Source organism: Hirschia baltica ATCC 49814 (assembly GCF_000023785.1).
Taxonomy (GTDB): domain Bacteria; phylum Pseudomonadota; class Alphaproteobacteria; order Caulobacterales; family Hyphomonadaceae; genus Hirschia; species Hirschia baltica.
Genome location: NC_012982.1, coordinates 1,600,721 through 1,621,733, shown reverse-complemented (window position 1 = coordinate 1,621,733; position 21,013 = coordinate 1,600,721). Strand labels below are relative to the sequence as shown.

The 21,013-nt window shown below is 42.2% G+C and carries 17 protein-coding genes and 1 tRNA gene; 11 read left to right on the top strand and 7 right to left on the bottom strand.

Features of this window, described 5'->3' with window-relative positions; genetic code table 11:
* The first annotated feature begins 69 nt into the window (after positions 1-69).
* From HBAL_RS07695 to HBAL_RS07665, 7 genes are all read left to right on the top strand, one after another.
* Complete coding sequence (locus tag HBAL_RS07695) at positions 70-786, top strand: ABC transporter ATP-binding protein (protein ID WP_015827374.1); 717 nt, start codon at positions 70-72, stop codon at positions 784-786.
* Positions 783-2,135, top strand: a complete 1,353-nt coding sequence (locus HBAL_RS07690) for an ABC transporter permease (protein WP_015827373.1) — start codon at positions 783-785, stop codon at positions 2,133-2,135. The genes HBAL_RS07695 and HBAL_RS07690 overlap by 4 nt, the downstream gene beginning before the upstream one ends.
* Before the next feature lie 54 nt (positions 2,136-2,189).
* Complete coding sequence (locus HBAL_RS07685) at positions 2,190-2,789, top strand: DUF3299 domain-containing protein (protein WP_015827372.1); 600 nt, start codon at positions 2,190-2,192, stop codon at positions 2,787-2,789.
* Between the two features lie 103 nt (positions 2,790-2,892).
* Positions 2,893-2,982: transfer RNA gene (locus HBAL_RS07680), tRNA-Ser, on the top strand.
* A gap of 412 nt (positions 2,983-3,394) precedes the next feature.
* The gene (leuC, locus tag HBAL_RS07675) at positions 3,395-4,825 is read left to right on the top strand and encodes a 3-isopropylmalate dehydratase large subunit (protein ID WP_015827371.1); all 1,431 of its coding nucleotides are present in this window, start codon (positions 3,395-3,397) and stop codon (positions 4,823-4,825) included.
* Positions 4,815-5,420: a 3-isopropylmalate dehydratase small subunit gene (gene leuD, locus HBAL_RS07670; protein WP_015827370.1), complete on the top strand. Its 606-nt coding sequence runs from the start codon at positions 4,815-4,817 to the stop codon at positions 5,418-5,420. Before leuC ends, leuD begins: the two co-directional genes overlap by 11 nt.
* A gap of 46 nt (positions 5,421-5,466) precedes the next feature.
* Entirely contained in the window at positions 5,467-6,444 is a 978-nt protein-coding gene (locus HBAL_RS07665) for a phosphoglycerate dehydrogenase (RefSeq protein ID WP_041301484.1), read from the top strand.
* A gap of 41 nt (positions 6,445-6,485) precedes the next feature.
* On the opposite strand, the gene HBAL_RS07660 is transcribed toward HBAL_RS07665, so the two are convergent.
* The 3 genes from HBAL_RS07660 to HBAL_RS07650 all read right to left on the bottom strand — a co-directional run bounded on the left by HBAL_RS07660 (position 6,486) and on the right by HBAL_RS07650 (position 11,207).
* On the bottom strand, positions 6,486-7,364 hold the full coding sequence (locus tag HBAL_RS07660; protein WP_015827368.1) for a LysR family transcriptional regulator: 879 nt from the start codon (positions 7,362-7,364) through the stop codon (positions 6,486-6,488).
* A gap of 159 nt (positions 7,365-7,523) precedes the next feature.
* Positions 7,524-8,822 carry a 2-hydroxycarboxylate transporter family protein gene (locus HBAL_RS07655; protein ID WP_159098033.1) on the bottom strand — a complete coding sequence of 433 codons (1,299 nt, stop codon included), beginning with the start codon at positions 8,820-8,822 and terminating at the stop codon, positions 7,524-7,526.
* Between the two features lie 174 nt (positions 8,823-8,996).
* Positions 8,997-11,207 carry a TonB-dependent receptor gene (locus HBAL_RS07650; RefSeq protein ID WP_015827366.1) on the bottom strand — a complete coding sequence of 737 codons (2,211 nt, stop codon included), beginning with the start codon at positions 11,205-11,207 and terminating at the stop codon, positions 8,997-8,999.
* A 328-nt stretch (positions 11,208-11,535) separates the two neighbouring features.
* Here HBAL_RS07650 and HBAL_RS07645 point away from each other — a divergent pair, with 328 nt between their 5' ends.
* From HBAL_RS07645 to HBAL_RS07635, 3 genes are all read left to right on the top strand, one after another.
* Positions 11,536-12,240 (top strand): Crp/Fnr family transcriptional regulator, encoded by a 705-nt coding sequence (locus HBAL_RS07645; RefSeq protein WP_015827365.1) that lies wholly within the window; start codon positions 11,536-11,538, stop codon positions 12,238-12,240.
* Between the two features lie 476 nt (positions 12,241-12,716).
* Positions 12,717-14,117 carry an acyclic terpene utilization AtuA family protein gene (locus tag HBAL_RS07640; RefSeq protein WP_015827363.1) on the top strand — a complete coding sequence of 467 codons (1,401 nt, stop codon included), beginning with the start codon at positions 12,717-12,719 and terminating at the stop codon, positions 14,115-14,117.
* Positions 14,118-14,135: 18 nt separating this feature from the next.
* Positions 14,136-14,444: a DUF4387 domain-containing protein gene (locus HBAL_RS07635; RefSeq protein ID WP_015827362.1), complete on the top strand. Its 309-nt coding sequence runs from the start codon at positions 14,136-14,138 to the stop codon at positions 14,442-14,444.
* 85 nt (positions 14,445-14,529) lie between these two features.
* On the opposite strand, the gene HBAL_RS07630 is transcribed toward HBAL_RS07635, so the two are convergent.
* The 4 genes from HBAL_RS07630 to HBAL_RS07615 form a co-directional block, all read right to left on the bottom strand.
* Positions 14,530-14,748, bottom strand: coding sequence for a TonB-dependent receptor (locus HBAL_RS07630; protein ID WP_041301481.1), 219 nt, complete (start codon positions 14,746-14,748; stop codon positions 14,530-14,532).
* Positions 14,738-15,208, bottom strand: a complete 471-nt coding sequence (locus HBAL_RS07625) for a TonB-dependent receptor domain-containing protein (protein ID WP_041301478.1) — start codon at positions 15,206-15,208, stop codon at positions 14,738-14,740. Before HBAL_RS07625 ends, HBAL_RS07630 begins: the two co-directional genes overlap by 11 nt.
* 231 nt (positions 15,209-15,439) lie before the next feature.
* Entirely contained in the window at positions 15,440-17,701 is a 2,262-nt protein-coding gene (locus HBAL_RS07620) for a TonB-dependent receptor (protein ID WP_015827361.1), read from the bottom strand.
* A 209-nt stretch (positions 17,702-17,910) separates the two neighbouring features.
* A complete protein-coding gene (locus tag HBAL_RS07615; RefSeq protein ID WP_015827360.1) occupies positions 17,911-19,152 on the bottom strand; it encodes an MFS transporter in 1,242 nt (413 codons plus the stop codon).
* Positions 19,153-19,319: 167 nt separating this feature from the next.
* Here HBAL_RS07615 and HBAL_RS16315 point away from each other — a divergent pair, with 167 nt between their 5' ends.
* Positions 19,320-21,005 carry an alpha/beta fold hydrolase gene (locus tag HBAL_RS16315; protein ID WP_015827359.1) on the top strand — a complete coding sequence of 562 codons (1,686 nt, stop codon included), beginning with the start codon at positions 19,320-19,322 and terminating at the stop codon, positions 21,003-21,005.
* Positions 21,006-21,013: the final 8 nt, after the last annotated feature.

Genomic DNA, 21,013 nt, shown 5'->3' with positions numbered 1-21,013 from the left:
GAGCAATCCACAAATACCTCGCACCGTAATATTACGTTGAAAAGTTGTTATATTCCAAAGGCTATTTGCATGACGACATTAGATGAGGCGATCCGAATCACCGACTTGAAATTTGGCTGGAAGAACGATCAAACTACTCTCGCTATTCCTAGTCTAGTTATTGAAAAAGGAAGTCGTACATTCCTTAAGGGCGATAGCGGTAGTGGAAAATCAACTTTACTCGGGATTATTGCGGGCATTTTAATACCGCAATCTGGCTCAATTGAAGTTTTCCAAGAGAATATCGTGGATTATTCCTCCTCCAAACGAGATAAGTTTAGAGCAGAACAGATGGGAATAATTTTTCAAATGTTCAATTTACTTCCTTATCTTTCGATATGTGAAAATATCTGCCTCCCATGTCGTTTTTCTAAATCCCGTGCCCGCACTGCTAAAATAGCGAATGGCACGATTGAAGAATCTGGCAAGGACCTCCTCAATCAACTTGGGTTAGATCCTAATATATATTGGAGCCGGCCAGTCTCAGAACTCTCCGTCGGTCAACAACAAAGGGTTGCAGCTGCCCGTGCGCTTATTGGTGGGCCCAATCTGGTTATCGCGGACGAGCCAACTTCAGCACTTGATACAAAGAACCGAGATAGCTTTATAAATCTGTTATCGGAAATAACCACAACTCATAATTCAACATTGTTATTTGTGAGCCATGATGAAAGCTTAGCTAATCAGTTTGAACACATTATCGACCTCTCTCAAATCAATCAATTCTCGGGAGAGTTGATACAATGAACCGCACAACCATTCTAAATCTCGCTTGGAAAAGCATTCTAGCCCGAAAAACAACGGCATTACTCACAATCATAGCGGTCTCATTGAGCGTTGCACTTTTTGTAGGGGTCGAAAAATCGAGACATTCAGCTCGTGCTAGTTTTGAAAACACAATATCTGGAGTCGACGCTATAGTTGGCGGCAGAACAGGGCCAATCAATCTCTTGCTGTTTTCTGTTTTCAGAATTGGTGATGCCACAAGTCCAATGTCTTGGGATTCATATGAAGCTATTGCCCATAGGCTTGATGTCGCATGGTCAATTCCCATATCTCTTGGCGATAGTCACCGCGGCTACCGTGTGCTGGGCACATCTTTAGATTATTTTGAGCACTACAAATATGGCAACAGCCAGAACCTAGCACTCAAAACTGGTGAACTTTTCAACCCACACAAACTTGATGTTGTCATAGGGTCAGATATTGCACGTCGTCTGGATTATGGTCTGGGTAAAAAAATCATTCTTTCGCATGGGATAGGTGATGTTTCATTCCATAATCATGATGAACACGCCTTCACGGTCGTAGGGATTTTAGCGCCCACAGGAACACCGGTAGATAAAACAATTCATGTGAGCCTTGAAGCAATAGAGACGATGCACTCAACGCCTGCTTCAGCTCACGCTACCCATGATGATGACGTAGAAAGCCGCGATGAGCACCACACTGAGCATGAGCATGAGCATGAGCATGAGCATGAGCATGAGCATGAGCATGAGCATGAGCATGAGCATGAAGTAGAACACAAACATGTTGAACCAGATACAATAAATGCAGCATTTATCGGGTTAAAATCGCGTGCTGCTGTCCTCAGGTTCAATCGCGAAGTCAATACATACCCAAATGAAGCACTTCTCTCCATTATTCCAGGAATGACACTCTCCTCTCTTTGGAGCATTGTCGGTTCAGCGGAAAAAGCGCTAAGCGCAATATCATTTTTCGTTGTCATTGTAGGGCTAGCGACTATCTTGATTACAATATTTACAAGCCTCAAAGAACGTCGCAGAGAAATGGCAATTCTGCGCGCTCTTGGTGCTGGTCCAGTCCATATATTTGCATTGATAATAACTGAAGCAATGCTCTTGGCTATTTGTGGAGCTGTTTTAGGCGTAGCCCTCATTCATTCCATTTTATTCTTTGTGGCCCCAATAATCGGTGCTCAATTTGGATTGACGTTAATTGGTATGCAGATCGGTGTGTTGGAATTTGCAACCATCATAATTGTAACATTGCTATCGGCAGTTATGTCTTTATGGCCGGCAGCACGTGCCACACAGAACACTCTTGCAGACGGACTTACAATCAAGGTCTGAATCATGACATATTTAACAGCTACCTAATCAGCATTAATTGTAGAAAGTACACAAATGCGTTTTAATCATTTATTCGTTGCTGCACTTGCTTCTTGTTTATCAATTGGCGGTCAAGCTTTTGCTCAATCGGCCTCAAATTCAGAACCCAGTGCAGAGCAAACTGAAATAGACCCGCTTGCTTACGTTTTACCAAAAGACAAAGACGAAACGTTTGAAATCGGCTGGGATGATCTTTTACCTCCCGGAGAAGCCGAGCGCACTGCTGCACAAATCCAAAATCAAATGCAATCGTTGTTTAATGTGACTGAAGGCGGCGAAAACGACGTTGCAATGCAATTTGGTACTCACAATACAGTGAAAATTTTGGACGGTCACAAAATCCGCATTCCCGGTTATACAGTTCCATTTGAATTTGGAAAAAATGCCAAGATCAAGGAATTTCTACTTGTCCCTTATTATGGTGCTTGTTTGCACGCACCACCGCCTCCGCCTAATCAGACAATATACGTCAAAACAGACAAGCCGATAAAACTAAAAGACCTGCAACAAGCCGTCTGGATTGAAGGCTATGTCCATATTGATAGCACCTACACCGATTTGGCAGAAGCTGCATACACCGTTTCCCTCACGGATTTAGAAGTCTATGACAATTAACAGAACACGCGTATTTCAAAAAAAACTATAATCCCACCAAAATTGTTGGAATTCCTACTTGCTCTCCCCTAGCAAAACCCGCTAGGAGAGTATTCTTGATCGAGGAGAGGTGGCCGAGCGGCTGAAGGCGCTCCCCTGCTAAGGGAGTATGCGAGAGATCGTATCGAGGGTTCGAATCCCTTCCTCTCCTCCAGTCACACACCAAAGATATGACAAGTTCGATCTCTCTCAATAAAATCTTCAAGACATAGTCAGATTAAACCACTCATTTTCGACTTTACCAGTTTTGGTAAGTTGGAAACATGAAAACCTACATCTATAGATGCTTTAGAACCTCGCCAAAAATCATTATACTCGTGAACATATTGTACGTCTGATTTCCACTCTGATTAAGAAATGTGAAAAACTAATTAGATGAACGTAGCGTTGATATTACGCTTGAAACATTATCCCATCACCCTTGTCTGATTTTGATTAGTATACAATGTCGGGTTGAAAAGAATTGCGGCAGCTGTTTTAACATTAATTGATGCAAAATTTTCACAACCACTACTTTATATCAGCTGCTAACATCTCAGTAACATTATATCTTCAATGAGATTGAAATGGCATTGCCAAGCACATTATATGATAAACTAATCGATATTCACACTGTATGTAAGCCAGTAGCGTCAGATCAGGAAATTTTACTGTATATTGATCGTACGGTCCTGAACGAATACACAAGCCCGCAGGCCTTCACTGGAATAAGAAACGCGAGCCGAAGTGTATATCGACCTAAAGCAGCACTCGCCGTTATCGATCATGTTAACTCCACCCACCCTAAAAGAACGACGACATCCTCTTTACAATCAGAGAATATTCAAATGTCTTATTTTGAAAAAAATTGCTCTGACTTCAATATTGAGTTATTTGATATTTATCATAAAAATCAGGGTATTGAACATGTAGTCATGCCAGAACTTGGTTTAGTTTTACCCGGTCTAATTATTGCTGCAGGCGATAGCCACACGACAACATATGGAGCCTTCGGTTCCATTGGGTTTGGTATAGGTACGTCTGATATTGAGCACTTATTGGCAACTCAAACTCTGCCGTACCAAAAACTTTTGAACATGAAAATAAACATAAGTGGGGAGCCACCAGCAGGAATATCCGCCAAAGATATTATCATGTCTATAGTCCGCAATATAGGAGCGGACGGAGCGCGGGGTTATGCTGTCGAATTCACAGGCCCTGCTATCACGAAAATGTCCATAGAAGGCCGTATGACCGTCTGCAACATGGCAGTTGAGTGCGGAGCAAGAGTCGCATTAATAGCACCAGATCATAAAGTATATGAATACCTAAAAGGTAAAACTCGCGCGCCACAAAACGAGCAAATGGATGAGGCAATACTTTATTGGCAAACTCTTCAAAGTTCACCTGATGCGATATTCGAAAAAACTATAGATATAAACATTAGAAACATCGAACCAATGGTTACTTGGGGAACTAGCCCAGATCAGGCTGTCCCCATTACGGGTTTCATCCCTAACCCGCAAAAAAGTAAAGATCCGGCAAACCAAAAAGCTATGGAACGCGCCTTAAAATATATGGGGCTTAAGCCAGGCACGAAGTTGACTGATCTTACTATTGATTTTGCTTTTATCGGGTCCTGTACGAATGCACGAATTGAAGACCTTCGTGCTGCTGCCAATGTTCTAAAAGGCAGGAAAATTGCCCCACAAATACGCGCAATGGTCGTGCCTGGGTCCAGCCAAGTTCGACAAATTGCCGAACAAGAAGGCATAGATAAAATCTTTATTGATGCTGGATTTGAATGGCGACAATCTGGCTGCTCAATGTGTCTAGCAATGAATGACGACATCATTGCCCCCGGGAAACGGTGTGCCCCCAGTACAAATAGAAATTTTGAAGGAAGACAAGGTGTAGATAGCCGAACACATTTAATGAGTCCTGAAATGGTCGCCGCCGCCGCCATCTCAGGTCACCTATGTGATGTAAGAAATATGCAGCCTACACATGCCTTTTGAATCATTCCTCCAGCATACAGGCATAGTGGCTCCTATGCCTGCCCAAAATATTGATACAGATACCATTATGCCTAAAACCTTTCTCAAAGGAATAGACAGAGAAGGTTTAGCTGAAGGTGTTTTCTATAACTTGCGCCATGACAAATTCGGGAAAATTAATCCAGATTTTATATTGAACAAAAAGCAATGGTTGAATTCTAAATTCATAGCTGCAGGTCCAAATTTCGGCTGCGGATCAAGCAGAGAGCACGCTGTCTGGGGACTACAACAATTTGGAATAAAGGCCATTTTCGCCTCATCATTTGCTGGCATATTCTTCGACAATTGCGCTAGAAATGGTTTGCTTGCTATCGAAATAAGCGAAGCCAATGTGAAAACATTGATGCATTGCGCAAACTCAGGTCGGCAACTCACAATAGACTTGAAAAGTCAGACAATCGAAACACCAGATACGACGATCAAGTTCGATATCAGCAACAAACGCAAACACATGCTTTTGAATGGGTTAGACGCCATAGATATGACGCTTGAGCGAAAACATGAAATTGATGCCTTTCAAGCAAAATACCTTACTAAATTTAGCTGGCTGACCTGAAACACTCGAAGGAATTTAATATGACCCCCCCCAAAAAAAGGTCGTCATCACGCAAAAGTTTTTCGACAAAGCAGCAATAGAATATCTGCAGACACACAAGATAGAGGTAGTTTTGCCGAAGCTACCAGTGGGTAAAACAGAAGCACAACTTGATAAAATAGATCTGCACAGTTTACTTGAAGGTGCCGGAGGTTGGATTGTTGGTCACGTTCACATTACGAGAGACGTGCTCGAGGGCCTCCCTGATTTAGCTATTATATCGCGACGCGGTGTAGGTTATGAAAAAGTGGATACTATAGCTGCAAAAGAATTGGGAAAAGTAGTCACCATTGCAGCAGGTGGAAATGATGCCTCTGTCGCCGACCAAGTCATCGGCATGATGATTTCTGTTGGACGTAGATTTCAGGAAGCGCAAAAATCAATGATCAAAGGTGAATGGGGCATACTTGTAGGAACGGAGCTTTTCCAAAAAAAAGTGGGGATTATTGGTTTTGGACGAACAGGTCGCAGTCTTGCCCAAAGGCTCAAAGGTTTTGAGGCACAAATATTAGTATCTTCACCAAGGCTAACGACACAAGACATCGAGGATTACAATTTATTGCAATCTGATCTTGATACCATCTTACGCGAGTCTGATTACATATCGATTCATGCCCCATTAACACGCGAAACTCATCATTTGATTGATGCAGAAGCATTGGGAAAAATGAAATCATCAGCAATATTAATAAATACTGGTCGAGGTGGATTGGTTGATGATAGTGCATTGCTTCACGCGTTAGAAAATAATCAAATCAGAGGTGCTGGTTTGGACGTGTACGAAAGTGAAAATGACCCATCCAAAAAAGCTATAACAAACTCCCTTTTATCGCTTCACAATGTTATCGCAGCACCACATGCTGGTGCGTCGACGGAAGAAGCCCTTCAACGCACCAATATGATCGCAGCTAAATGCGCAGTTGATGTCATATTAAATCGCAAACCTCCCAAACAATGTGTGATTGTTGATGGACGCAAACTGTAAGGATTTATCAGTTTCAAAATAGAAACTGAATATAGTCTCTACTATTGCAAAGATTTTAAAACCTTGCTCCATAGCCTTTCGGCCGCTGGCGATTGCCTAGCTGCAGCTCTCCACAATCGTATTTCGACAGGTATTTGTTGGTCAGATGCGCGAACCAACGAACCAGTTTCAAGATCATCAGCCACAATACTTAGGACAGTCCAAGCAATTCCTCGCCCCTGTCTGGCCATTGATGTCAACACACTCGCCAAATGAGATGTAAAAACAGGCTGTTTGCTAGGTGTGTCGATATTATCATCAAGGACGCACGAAAGTATTTTTCCCAATCCAGATTCAGGAGAAAAGCTCAACAGCGGCAAATTCCGGGGTTCTACAGTTTCTTTCAATTTCAAAGAAACGACAGGCAATAAAATGTCCTCACCTAATTTTACTGATTTAAACCCTTGCCCCAATTGAAGATTAGAATTTTCATGATGATGGCAGAGTAAAAATTGAGACCTACCTTCTTGCATAAGTTTTTCACACGCTAACATATGGTCTGCAGTAAGTTTCAAAGTAGTCGAAGCTGGCTCATCCTTTTCTAACTTCCGCAACCAAGTTGGAAAAAACGTCAAAGATAGAGCATGCGTTGCAGCAAAGTGAACCGTTTCAATTGAAGCACGTTCAATTGCACATGCTTCATTGCGACCTGCTTCAAGAGACCTAATCACCTGCTCAGCTACAATTGTGAAACTCTCGCCAGAAGGCGTCAATTTCATGGTATGAGTATCGCGATTTACAAGAGAAGTACCGACCCATTCTTCAAGTGATCGAATACGCCTACTGAAGGCTGATTGTGTAATATACCTGCGCTGTGCCGCTCGAGAAAAGCTACCTGCATCAGTAAGCTCCAGAAAATCCAACAACCATTCTGAATTCATTCAACCTCCTTGGCATGCTAGGGCTAAAAACATGATGCTCTATAAAGATCTATAACTAGTTGCGATTTAGTCAGAGGAAATGCAGCCAATCATACTAGATGCACTTCCGATTATCCGAACACTTCCTACCTAAAACGAGTACCAACTCGTAAAACTGTTCTAAAGTAGAATACTAAAAAGATATCCGGCCAAAAATAGAACTATCCCGCCTCCAATGCGTGATGAAATTTGCGCAAATGGATACAAAGCCATTCTTTTAGATGCACCCAACACTTCTAGATCTCCACTCCCACCTCTGTTAGCCATACACAGCCCTGCAGCGATCGCGGCTTCGATGGGGAAGAACTTAAATAATCTTGCACTTAGCCCTGCGCCAAGGCTGGCACCTATAACTATTGCTGCTGAAATAACGACATTTTGAATACTAAAGGCAGTAATAAGATCATTTAGGTCTGTCATCAAACCAACTGCAACCAATACCAAGACAATGAATGTTCTCATCCCCCATTCATTCACTAGCGCCAACGCGGAAACCAGAGACTTAGGCAGTAAATCCGAGACATTCAAGAAAACAAAAATCAAAACTGCCCAAGCAAAAAGGTGAACTTGTGGAAACAAAGAATATAACAACATCGCAAGTAACAACATTGCCACTGTAAAAAACAATGCACTGAGTGTACTCATTTCTTTGGTTGGTTCGGAGTTTTCTGTTGCGGGAGCTAACTCTTGAAAATTTTCATCGTCACTTAATTTGCCGTTTCCTGTCCAAGCTGGAAATGCTTGTCCGATTTTGTTCAGTACAGATGCCATCAATATAGCGACCATGTTTGCAATGGTTAAAACAGAAATTGCAAAACCATAATATTTTGCACCATTTTCTCCAGTAGCGTCAGCGTAAATTTCTGACATTGGTATCGCCCCTGCTCCATTACCTCCCCCCATAATTGGAAGCACATAATGGGTCACTATTCGTGCTGGCTCTACTTGAAAAAACCATCCGATAAGAACGCCAAGTACAACCGCACCAGAAATTGCAAAAAATATTACAGGCACCAATCCGACAACAGAGCGCATCAAAGATTTGCGATCAACTGAAAGTATCGTTCCCGCAACCAACCCAACTAGCAGGAGATACAAAAAGCGGTTGTCGATAACCGATGCTGTCAGAAACTCGCTTTCTTCTTTCGGTATAACACCAAAATGTACCAACACAGCACTCCCAAGGAATGCCATAATGAGTCCACCTCCCGCATACTCTTTCCAGATCGGTAATTTTTCACCAATCGAATATAGAACAAATCCGACAGACCACATAAGGGCAAACGCCCCAGGCAGACCTGCTTCCTGAATATGTCCAGAGATTAGAAAAATAGCGCTTAAGATAGCCATTATTCCAAAAGGAACGATAGCTATTCCAGCTAATTCAAACTCTACAATTTTCTTTATACTAGCGGTCAAAGTGTAATTCCCAAGTTTCAAAAATCTATAGGCCATGGCCACAAGACGCAGCTGTAGCAAGAATGTATCTGGCAATTCATTTCTTTAACTGCGCTGCGCTATTCAATCGATTGAACATCGCCCAGCGCAATTAAATTAAATCACATTTTCATTCACGAAATTCAGATATACCAATCAGTATGTATAGCTGGCTGTGAGACCTATTTGCCGAGGTGCGCCATATTGAGCAAACAGGGATGGACCAAGGCCCACTTGATGAACTCGATATGTTTCATCGGTTAGGTTTCGTCCCCAAACCTGAATGGAGAAACTGGTATTTGGCTCATATGTAAAAAATGCATCTAAAAGAGTTCGAGCTTTACGTACTTCCAAGTCATTATTGCTATTATCATCGAAAATTTTGCTCTGATAATTTGCATCCAAACCGATTTTGAAAGCCCCCCAACTAAACTGGTCTGAGTTATAAGCGGCAGAAAATGAAGTTGCATGCTCCGGCGTACGACTTAGTCTATTGCCTGCTAAATCGTCGAAGACTTCAGTTCCATCAGCAAGAAATTCACTCGTTTCAATAAACTGATCAAACGTAGCATCCAGATAAGTATACAATAAGCTGAGTTCAATATTATCTGTCGCTAAAAGCCGGAACTCAGTCTCAATACCATGAATCGTTGCATTTCCAGAATCTACAACAACGCGTGCACCACCTGAATTAGGAGTTGCATCATCAACAGATTGAATGGTTTGCAAGTCAGAGTAGTCTGAATAAAACATCGATACATTTGCACGCGCACGCCCATCAAAAAAATCTGATTTTACACCCAATTCATAATTCAAGACTTCCTCAGGAGCGACAGCATTTCGAGCAGTCGCAGCGTCAGGTTCTTCCTGAAAAGCACCAGACTTGAACCCAGTTGACACATGCCCGAACAAAAACAAATTATCACTTAATTGGTAATCGGACCCGATTTTCCATGTCCATTTTTGCTCGTCCGATATTCCAGGGTCGCCAAAAGTTGTATAATTATCACCCGGGGAAATAGCTTGGAAACGCTCTATCTCGTATTCTTTCGTTTCATCAGTGAACCTCAATCCCGCAGAAACATTCCATCGATCATTAATTGCAAAAGTGCCTTGACCGAAGATAGCCAGACTGTCTGTTTCATTCTTTGCTCTATATGTCTCGAGCGCGACAGGGATTAAAACGTCTGTTCCACGTAACCGATCAATTTCATCCTTCAGCACAAATACACCACCTACCCAGCTAAATGGTCCATCAATATTAGACGCCAATCGAAACTCAGCCGATAAAGAAGACGCGTCCTCCTGTTTTATGAGGCCAACTCCAGGAATGCCTAAAGCACCAGAAAATCCTGTTGCGGCATTACCAGCGACGTCGGTCCCATCTAAATCTTCTTCCGTGGTATTATCCAATGTCAAATATGAAACATACGTTGTAAGGTCAGCCCAGCCTAAAACACCCGTATTTAACTCAAGCTTGCTACCCCAAGTTTCTCGCTTCAAAAAATTATTGGAATCCGGATTTGCGTTCGTATCACTATCAACATCTTCATAATTAAATGGAAGCAAATTAAATCTAGCTGCTCCTTCAGAATCATCTTTCGTACCGGCTATGGAAAACAACAAGTCAGACGTTTCGCCTATATCAAACAAAGCATGGAAACGACCACTGAGACGATCTTCATCTTCAAGGGGCGCACCCGTATGAAAGTTTTTTCTGAACCCATTATTCTTCTTGGAACTTAAAGAAAGACGTGTCGCGACATGATTCCCTACAGGGGTATTTACAACAAAGTCAAAATCACGCTGACCAAACTCAGCAATGGTCGCTCTGGCTTTCAACTCGAACTCATCTTTAGGCTTGGCAGTAATAAAATGAATTGCTCCACCAACAACATTCTTCCCCCAGAGCGTGCCTTGCGGCCCTTTAAGCACTTCCAATCGTTCAAGATCAAACGCATCTACAGAAAGCATCGCCCCCCGGCCGATATAGACCCCATCAACAAACACAACAGAAGATGGGTCAGAGCCGGCTGACTGGTTCGAACTACCAATCCCCCTGATAAATGGCCGAGGTGTTGTTTTAGGAAATGCATCAATCGTCAACCCTGGCGTAGAATCAGACAATGCCTGAATATTATCTAAGCCTTTTTGATCAATCATTTCCCCAGAATAAGCAGTCACAGTTACAGGCACAGATTGCAATGTTTCTTCGCGCTTCTGAGACGTAACAGTCACTGTTGGTAGTGTTCGGATTTGTTGCTTTTGTGAAGCTTCTATTTCCTGAGCATTCCCAGGCAAAACTCCACCTAAAAACAGACTACTAAATGAGATTCCTGCGAGTAATTTTGCCTTTGTGTTGGACATAATGTTTCCTCCCGATATTTTTTTATTTGTTTTTTTCCACGCTATCAGAGAGCAAATGAGTTCTGGTGTATGAAATTTTACAAAATCTCAGAAAAATAAAAGGGAGGTACAGACGCTCATTGCAGCCTCGAATACATTAACCTATGCTTGGTCAATCAAAGAATTGAAATTCTATTCTACAATTTGTATTTATGTTTTTAGAATGATCTTTTGAAAACACTATTTCTATTAAATTTACATCGAATAGAAAAACAGATGCTTTGCACCAAACCACTCAATTTTGATGAGGTTTTCAAATCTAACGATTCAAACAAAAGCGTGAATTAAAATGCACATATCTACAAGACATAATTGGTTTGAAGAACTCTCTCCACCTGCAAAAGCCGAATTAACGAAACATATGAAAGTCATTTCATTTGCAGCTGGAGAACGTATCTTTGATACGGGCGCTACGGCACCAAACATATATCAAGTTCAGTCTGGGTATGTTAAATTATTCGCTGAACTTGAAGATGGTACAAATACTCTTTTAGCAATATATGTCCCAGGAAATATTTTTGGAGAGACACCTGTAATTTGTGGGCGTCCACTCAATCATACGACCATTGCCGCAACTGACGTTACGCTAAACCATATTCCCAAAGTTGATTTTGAAAGCTGTTTTAACCAATATGGTGAAGTTTCGAGAATTCTTTGCAAAAAACTAGCGTACATATTATCCTACGCTATACATTTTAAAAAAGCAAAAGCTCTCTACCCTATTTCCACCCAAGTACCATTAGTCCTCAAAAATTTGGTTGAATGCAGCGGCACAAAACGAATAGGCACCTCCCAAGAGATAGATATACCTATAACTATCGAAGAAATATCTAACTTTCTAGGCGTTACCCGGCAAACGGTTCAAAAAGAAATTACAACCTTGAAATCAGAAGGCATAATATCAAAAAATCTAGGTTTCTGGAAAATAGTAGATTTTCCAAAGCTTGCTGCTAAAGCTATGAAAACAGATGAGCCTAATTTACAAATATTCTAGTTAATATTTCGAATTCAAGCCACTACATAGATCTTTGTTGAGTACTTAAACCTCAAATATGCTCCTCGACCATATCATGTAAATGAACTTCAGATTCTAATAAATCAAAATGTATATTTCGCATTTTGTATGATTTCATTCTTTAACAAAGCCACCTTCAAAAGCATAATCAGCGTCCATCTACAGTTTCAAAATGGATTTGCTGCCCAATGACATACAATTGCTCCAGAAGTGAAGAATTTGCTATAAAAGTAAAGTTCTCCACCATTGCAAACGTCTTTCCTCAAACAACACTTAGCAAGTCATTTTGCGAATACATCAACCAACCCAATTTAAACTCAATTCAAAATTGGCGTTGAAAATAATGACAACAAAAATTTGAAACTTGTAGCTTCTATCCCTGCGCAACTTTCAGATTTCACAAACCAATAATTGATGAATTGTGCCCTTATAACTGCGAAAGATTGTCCATAATTATGAGTATTCCCTCCACAAAGCCAATAAAAATCATTGTTCCATGCGGCTCTCTAGGTGCTGGTGTTCGCGAAGAAGAGATAGAATATGGACTAGCTAGAGGTGCACAAGCAATCGCTTCAGATGCTGGCTCGACTGACAGTGGTGCTGCTTATCTTGCTACAGGCAAATCAAAAAATAGCCGCGGAGCGGTAAAAAGAGATCTTACCATCTTGATGCGAGCGCATGCCAGAGCAGGAATTCCAGTCATTATTGGAACCTCAGGACAAGCAGGAGGAGATCTAAATGTCGATTGGACTCGAGACATTTTGCTTGAAATCGTAGAAGAACTAAAAATTTCTCCTAAAATCGCGCTCTTATATAGTGAACAATCTAAATTTGATATCAAAGCCTACAATTCTGACGGACGCATCAAGCCCCTCTCTCCTCTCGGGGAATTACAAAATAAAACAATTGATTCATGTGACCACATCGTCGCTCTGATGGGAGTTGAACCCTATATTGCTGCGCTGGAAGCAGGTGCTGATGTCATATTGGGAGGCCGTTCAACTGATCCTGCCGTCCTTGCAAGTTTCCCTATTTGGAAAGGTGCAGGATGGGCACCCTCATGGCATGCAGGAAAAATTGGCGAATGTGGTGCACAATGCACTGAAAAAAGAGATGCTGCTGGCGTTCTACTAACAATAGATCACGACAGCTTTGAAGTTGAACCACTTTCAGTCGATAATTATTGCACACCTCAAAGTGTTGCCGCTCACATGTTATATGAAAATACAAACCCTTTTTTACTAACTGAGCCTGGCGGGGAACTTGATGTCAGTGATGCCAAATATGAAAAGATTCCTGACGGAAATGGTGTAAAAGTAACAGGAGCAAATTGGCACAAACGCCCCTATACAATGAAGCTTGAAGGGGCCGGAGGCGGAATGTTTCAAACAATAATGTTTGTGGGTATTCAGGATCCGGATGTTCTAATTGATGTTTCTGGGTTCCATGAAAGATTTGAAGAAGCACTTAATGCCAGAGCAAAACAATCTATTCCCAAGGAAGAGATCGATAATTTTCATATTTCCGTTCGAATGTATGGTTGGAATGCAATCGACGGTGCCCCTGTTCCGAAAGGTACTCCCCCACCCCGGGAAATAGGTGCTATGTTCGTCTCCACAGCGAGGACACAAGAGTTAGCCAACTCTATTGCACATGCCTGTAACCCATATTTTTTCCATTTTCCTGCTGATATGAATAAAGAATTGCCCAGCTATGGTTTTGCATTTTCTCCAGCTGATATCCCTCGCGGTCAAATTTTTGAATTTAAGCTCAATCACGTTATTGAAGTAGAAGACCCATTACAACTTGTGAGAACAATTTGGACTAAAGAACTTATTTCAGCAAACACGATATAAAAATACAGGAACAATAGTATGACCCTTTTACGCGACGTTTGCGAACACATCCGATCAAAGCAAGCTGGCCCATTTTGGGTAACAATCGACATATGGTTTAACAGTCGTGAAAACTTTGAGCGCTTTAAAGACAGTTTGGGAATTGCCCCAGATGTGTTCGAAAAACTCTATAATACAGATAGAGAATCAGTAAAAAAAATTGAGGTCGCAGATTTCAATCTTGTTAAAATTTCATACCCTCGTGCAACCCCACAAGGCGGAATGATAGAAAGAGATTTGCATTCTGGACAACAATGTATGCGCCTCTTGAATCAAAAACTCGACTAACGAAATTTTCCTCAACTCGACAATGCACTGCAATGTTTGCTTTTATCAGCAACCAGCAGTGCATTTTTTCTAATACTAGGAAACTTTAAATTTCACGAAACATCAATCGGAATGAACCAGAAGCATTCGCAACTTCTGAATCAAAATCAGCGGATGAAAGTTGAACCGAGATCTGTTGATCAGTCCAGTCCATATAAAACACATTCGCGTTGGCAGTTAAGCGACCATCCAGCCATTCACTTCTAAATGCAAGCTCATAATTCATCGCGAATTCTTGATCAAACGAGAAAGATCTAGCACGCACTAGGTTTGCCCCCTCCAGAACGATAAGCACGTTGCACGATGAAACTCGTCGAAATGTCCGAGTTCCAGTTCCATGTGACACCAGCTTTAGGCAAGAACGCTTCAAACTCTTGAGATGCGAAAGGCGGGTTACCAGAAGCTGCGTCTACCAAACTGAACAGATAGGCGGTTAATTGAGACACCACAAACCCCAGAGTTGGGTCGACGGTTGAATAAAAAGCGGCATCTGGAAGGTTTTCAGCACTTTCAACAGTAATGGTACTCGCAAAATCATTTGATATCTTTTCAACATTATAACGGACACCAAAGTGAACGGTTAGCTGATCTGACACACCATGGCGACCATCAGCAAAAAGTGCGGAACTCGTCGCAGCACGAGGGTCAGTCGTATCCGTTCCCAGCAAAATAGGGTCTGCAGGCCCGTATATTGAAAATACAGTGTCTGCGAAAGCAGCTGGCAACCCAAAACTACCATACTCGGTTGGCGCTGTTAAAAGGTGAAAAAACCATTGACGTTGATCGATACGTCACATTGGATGAATGATATCGAAATTTGTGTATAAAAAATGTAACGAGTTTATATCCGAAATCCCCAGTCTGCAGCCCGCTGACCCTCACCCCATCATCATTCAGCCCAAAAGATCCGCCCCGTGCGGGATAAACACAGGGCGGATACTCTCAATTATAAAGCTTTAGAAGTTAACCCAAAGCTTCAAGTTGAATCGACGTGGTTGCCCAGGAAACAATGATAGGAAATTTGCAGTGATAGTTTCCTGCTCGGTTAGGTTTGTACCGCGTAATTCCATACCCCACTCCCCTGTTTCATGGACATAACCGATCGAGAGATCGACATAATCCTCTGTTGGAGCACGGGAGGTGTTCAATGTGGAGACGTAATATGGCTCATTGTGGCGATACGCCAATGTAGACCGAACATTACCACCCAAGGCCGGAACAGCTTGATCGTATGTTATTCCACCAGCAAGCTGGAAGTCAGGCGTACGAACAGGCTCGGTATCTAAGGTTACCTGTGAACTATCTGGCACACCCGGTGTTGTAAGAACAGAACTGTACTTCGCATCCATAATTGCGCCATTTAAGAAACCTGAAAAGTTATCGTTGAAGACATATGCTGTCTCAAATTCAAGTCCTTGCGCTTCAAGTGTTCCAGCATTACGCGCCAAGCTAACAATTGCACTCTCTCCAGGAAGAATCACACCAGATGTAATTTGAAGATCTTCTGTTTCAATAGAATATAAGTTTGCATTCACACGAAGTCGGCTATCAAAAAATTCACCCTTCGTACCTAGCTCATATGACCAAGTGATTTCTGGATCAAATGGCAACACACGGTTAGGAGATGGTGCATTTCCATTCCAACCACCTGATTTGAATCCATTCGTCGCAGAAGCATAGAACATAAGATCTTCTGTCGCTGTATAAGTCAACGCGATACGAGGAGTTACACGATTCTCTTCAAGTTCTAAAGGAATTCCCTCAGCAACTAGATCCGCACTTGTGAACCCCATACCATCAAACCGCGCTGAACCATGGAAATCGAGGTTCTTGCGTTCATATGTATAACGAGCTCCCAATGTAAGAGTAAGCTGATCCACAATGTCATAGTCACCTTGCAAATACACCGCCGATGTCTCCACATCGTGTGTAAATGTATTGGAGGACAGAGTCACATATCCTGTAGGATCTACGCTAGCGTTAGCAGAAAACCCGTTGGTATCATAATCTGTGGACTCATTTAGATAGTAGAAACCTGCAACATAGCGAAAGCGTCCACCAAACAGAGAATCATCCCATTTAATTTCAAGTGATTCTTGTTCGTTTTGTGTATCGTCCGCAAGAATATAGCCTGCGTATGGATTCATAGAACTTCCGCTGTAATTATTGATGTAAGCGGAATCAAAAGAACGACGCCCAAAGATTATATCGAGCGAACCTGTATCGGTTGCAGCGTATGAAACTTTACCACTCAAACCGATTGTTTCAGTCAACGCACAGTTGCCGGCCTCTTCGATTAGAAGGATATCCACAACATCCCCATCACAATCAGTTTGCGGTAAACCATTGTAAGTATCGTAAAAAACTGGAGTTGTCGTAGTTTGATACGTGGATGATGCTTCAGGCAAACCTACAACACCAAGATATGTTCCGGTATCAGAAAAATATTCCACCGCTAGATCGACAGTCAATTTGTCTGTAGGCAAAAGACGTACATCACCGCGCAAACCGAAATTCTCTGCACCATTTAACGTATCTCCGGTGGCTTTGTTGTCTAAAAAACCATCGTCAGTTAAGTAATATCCAGAAACTTTAGTTAGGACTGTGTCCGAGACCGGTGCATCTATTGTACCTTTCACCAAATAACGATCATATGAGCCTGCGGAAACTTCAAAATTTCCTCCAAACTCTTCGCCTGGTTTAGCCATTATTACGTTAACAGCACCACCTGTTGTATTACGACCAAACAATGTTCCTTGAGGTCCACGCAAAACCTCCACACGCTCTGTATCTAGAAACGCATAATTATTTGCATTCTGACGAGCGATATAAATATCATCAACATAAGATCCCACTGGTGGATCGAACGTTGCAACTGATTGTGTATTACCCAAGCCTCGAATCCAATATGAATTAGCAGATGCAAGGCCAGCATTGTGAGATGCAATCATGGATGGAACATATTGTGCCAACTCCATAGTGTCATTCAAGTTTAAATCCGCAATCAACGTTTCATCAAACGCTGTTACTGGAATAGGCACATCTTGAATACTCTCAGTTCTACGTTGTGATGTCACAACAATAGTACCTAGTCGAGCTTTCCCGTCCTCGACAACTTCCGTTTCGTCCACGTCTTGCGCTGACGCAACCCCGCCCGCAGCTAGTATTGTAATACTAGCAACAGTGCTCATAGCTATATTTTTGACGCTCAGTTTCATTCCCGCTACCTTCTTTGCTTAATTGCTCTTAGGCAAGCAAATCTCCCGCCCACCGACTTTAAATATTGATATAACATTATAACAATTTAAATGTCATAGAAATATAACAAATGACCAATATGAATCTGTCAAGTCGTTGTTGCATATATTTTGCTAAGAAACTTATGCTGACTAATTTTGCACCACTCCAATTTTCTAGAGTTAAACCTTCACACTATTTCATCAGCATGAGCAGCTTTTAATTTTGGATATTTACCAAGAAGCAAAAGCAAAGCACCACCTGAAACGACGGCCATTGCGCCTCCAACAAGTGAGAATGAGTAAGTTCCAATTGTATCGTAGAAATGACCATATACGACCGGTCCCAACCCGCCACCGAGCGCTATAATTGCGTAAAAGCTACCATAAATCAGACCATACTGACGCTGACCAAAATACCTATTAATTAAATAGGCAAGTAGATCAAACTCGAAACCAGCGCCAAAACCTATTCCAGCCACAGCTAACGTTGCCATCATTGGGCTGACCTCAGAAAGAGACAGCACCCAACAACTTGCCGCAGGAATAAGTAGAATTAAAAAAGCACAGAGCGGAGCCCACACTCTATCAAGCATCCACCCCCCCATTAGCCGCCCAGCAATAACCGCTAAACCAAAACTTGCAGTTATCGCCCCTATCTGAGTCAACGCAAACCCATGAGTTCGCAGTATATTTTCTAAATTTGGGGTTGGTGCCGTGAGTGAGAATGCAATGAGTAGAAACGCACCTGCAAGCAACCAGAAATTCCGCTGCATTAACGCCTGCTTTAAAGTATATCCTTCGATATTTTCACGCTTCCCATTTTTGCCAAAATCCACCGACTGTATCTCATCTGGTTTCTTAAAGGACCTACGTTCTTTTAAAAAAAGAAGCACAACCGGCACACCAATCACTATCGGCAACAATCCAATTACAATAAATGCTGCCCGCCAACCAAAGCCTTCAATTAACCAAGCAGCAAATGGCTTAATAAGAAAACCTGTAATCCCTGTGCCAGCACTCGCTAGCCCAAGAGCTAACCCTTTGTGCTTATCAAACCAGCCATTCACAACATATGTCCAAGTCGCTGAGAGCGTACCCGCCCCTAGCACCGCCATCACAGCCCATTGAATATAGAAGATAGTCAAAGAACCCTTGTTTAGCGAAAGGCTCATAAAGCACAGACCGAAGCACAATAATGAAACTGAAGCCACCTTACGAGCGCCAAACAAATCGACAGCATATCCAGCAAATGGACTAACAATCATCACAACAATTGATTGAACAGCAATACTGCCCATCAATGAGGAAAAACTCCAACCGAATTCAGATGAGAGCTCCGGAGCAAACATACCGATCGTGTAAAAAGGAATAGGACTAAGCCCGACCGAAACGCCGATCATTGCAGCAACTACAACGAGCCATGCTCGCATTTGATTTGAACCATCCGCAGAGGTTTGGGAAACTTTTTCAAAAATAATATCACCGTTGAGACTAGACGTACGACCTCATTTATCGCACCAATAGTTATATTCTTATACCATTTGGTCATCATGCAAAGCTTTTTTTGTTGACTTTATGAAATAGAGAGCACGCAAACATGAATGATCAATCCCCTAACACAAACGCACAAACGCTAGGCATTCAGCGTGCCTACGTCCGTTCAGGGACACAAAATGTGCATTACCGAACAACGGGATCAGGGCCAGCCGTCGTGATGCTGCACGATTCACCAAGGTCATCTCGACTACATACGCAAACTATGCGCGCATTAGCTAATCACTTCACTGTCTTCGCATTAGATACACCCGGGTATGGTAATTCTGATCCACTACCCAAAAAGCAGCTTGCAATCTCAGACTTCGCGATAGCTCTTCATGATACCATACAGTCTTTGGGACTAGATGGTGCTCCAATTTACGCCACACACACTAGCGCAAAAATTGCTCTAGAATATGCTGCCAATCTAGCAAGCCATACTCATTTAATACTAGATGGCCTGTCGATTCCTAAAAGCCCAACGTCATCCGCATTTATAGACGCTTATATGCGCCCCTTTCAAAAGGATGACGCTGGTGGTTTTATTGCAAATGAATGGACGCATATTCGTGATATGCTTCGCTGGTTCCCCTGGTTTTCACCCTCCACACAAAACCGAATGCAGCTGGAAGTTAACGCAAACTGGATACAAGAATATACAATAGACCTATTTTCCGCAGGGCCACACTATTCCGACGCTTACGCTGCAGCGATGCGATACAACCCACTAGAAGCGCTAAGAAAAATTGAATCCCCAACAACGATAGGCGCACGCATCGATGATGTACTATTTGAAAGTTTGCAGCGCATTCCGAGAGAAGAAAACACCAACCTCGAAGTTGCCAAATTACCTGCTGATACTTCAGGCTGGTTAGATTGGATAATCAGCGAATTAAAAAAAGGCACCGTTACACAAAAAAAACAGCCAAGCAGCGTAAAAAAGACAGTCGGCAAAAGTGTCTATATCAACTCAGTAGCCGGTCAAATGCATATACATCAACTTGGAGAACATCCAACTGATACCATTCTTATACTAGACACGCCGACTTTAGTGCTTGGGCAGAGTTGGGCCGAGCAGTTGAAGGAAGACTTCCATATTCTTTTGCCTGAATTACCCGGTTTTGGAGAATCTGACCCTTTTACTTCTCCATCAGCAAACGCTTTCATAGATTCTCTTACTGACACTCTTGATGTGCTTGCAAAGGATAATGTTACAATCTTGGCGACTGGTTTATCTGCTCCACTTGCCATGAAGCTTGCAGAATGTTCTTCAGATAAAGTTTCTTCAATTATAGTCGACGGCGGCATTTCCGTAGCAGCATTTCCTGAGCCAATTCATGCTACAGATTTTACACCTCATTTCGATTTCAACTACTCTGGGTCTCACTTGCATGAGATTTGGCACATGCTTAGAGACAGCCAGACAAATTGGCCTTGGAACAATCGCCAAAATACCAGCATAAGAAAACTTACCCCCCTAATTAAACACGAAAATCTGTATGATAGTTTCTTGGGGATACTCAAACAACCAAAACACTATGCTGATGCGATCGATACTTGTAGAGAATTGGCGCATTCGCTGCCAAAGCTCCCCCATTCCAAGATGCTGTTTTTACATCTCGATAATGATCCAGCCTATATCGAAGTCGAAAAAATTGCGAGCACAATGCACAACGCAATTCTTCGAAAGCGTCCTCCATGCACGAAGGATGCAGCACTTATCGTGACTAATTTCCTTGAAAAATAAAAAATCTA

What these genes read in the sequence shown, in the direction of transcription:
- HBAL_RS07695 (WP_015827374.1), top strand. Translation starts at nt 70, where the DNA reads ATGACGACATTAGATGAGGCGATCCGAATCACCGACTTGAAATTTGGC.
- HBAL_RS07690 (WP_015827373.1), top strand. Translation starts at nt 783, where the DNA reads ATGAACCGCACAACCATTCTAAATCTCGCTTGGAAAAGCATTCTAGCC.
- HBAL_RS07685 (WP_015827372.1), top strand. Translation starts at nt 2,190, where the DNA reads ATGCGTTTTAATCATTTATTCGTTGCTGCACTTGCTTCTTGTTTATCA.
- leuC (WP_015827371.1), top strand. Translation starts at nt 3,395, where the DNA reads ATGGCATTGCCAAGCACATTATATGATAAACTAATCGATATTCACACT.
- leuD (WP_015827370.1), top strand. Translation starts at nt 4,815, where the DNA reads ATGCCTTTTGAATCATTCCTCCAGCATACAGGCATAGTGGCTCCTATG.
- HBAL_RS07660 (WP_015827368.1), bottom strand. Translation starts at nt 7,364, where the DNA reads ATGAATTCAGAATGGTTGTTGGATTTTCTGGAGCTTACTGATGCAGGT.
- HBAL_RS07650 (WP_015827366.1), bottom strand. Translation starts at nt 11,207, where the DNA reads ATGTCCAACACAAAGGCAAAATTACTCGCAGGAATCTCATTTAGTAGT.
- HBAL_RS07645 (WP_015827365.1), top strand. Translation starts at nt 11,536, where the DNA reads ATGCACATATCTACAAGACATAATTGGTTTGAAGAACTCTCTCCACCT.
- HBAL_RS07640 (WP_015827363.1), top strand. Translation starts at nt 12,717, where the DNA reads ATGAGTATTCCCTCCACAAAGCCAATAAAAATCATTGTTCCATGCGGC.
- HBAL_RS07635 (WP_015827362.1), top strand. Translation starts at nt 14,136, where the DNA reads ATGACCCTTTTACGCGACGTTTGCGAACACATCCGATCAAAGCAAGCT.
- HBAL_RS07620 (WP_015827361.1), bottom strand. Translation starts at nt 17,701, where the DNA reads ATGAAACTGAGCGTCAAAAATATAGCTATGAGCACTGTTGCTAGTATT.
- HBAL_RS07615 (WP_015827360.1), bottom strand. Translation starts at nt 19,152, where the DNA reads ATGCGAGCATGGCTCGTTGTAGTTGCTGCAATGATCGGCGTTTCGGTC.
- HBAL_RS16315 (WP_015827359.1), top strand. Translation starts at nt 19,320, where the DNA reads ATGAATGATCAATCCCCTAACACAAACGCACAAACGCTAGGCATTCAG.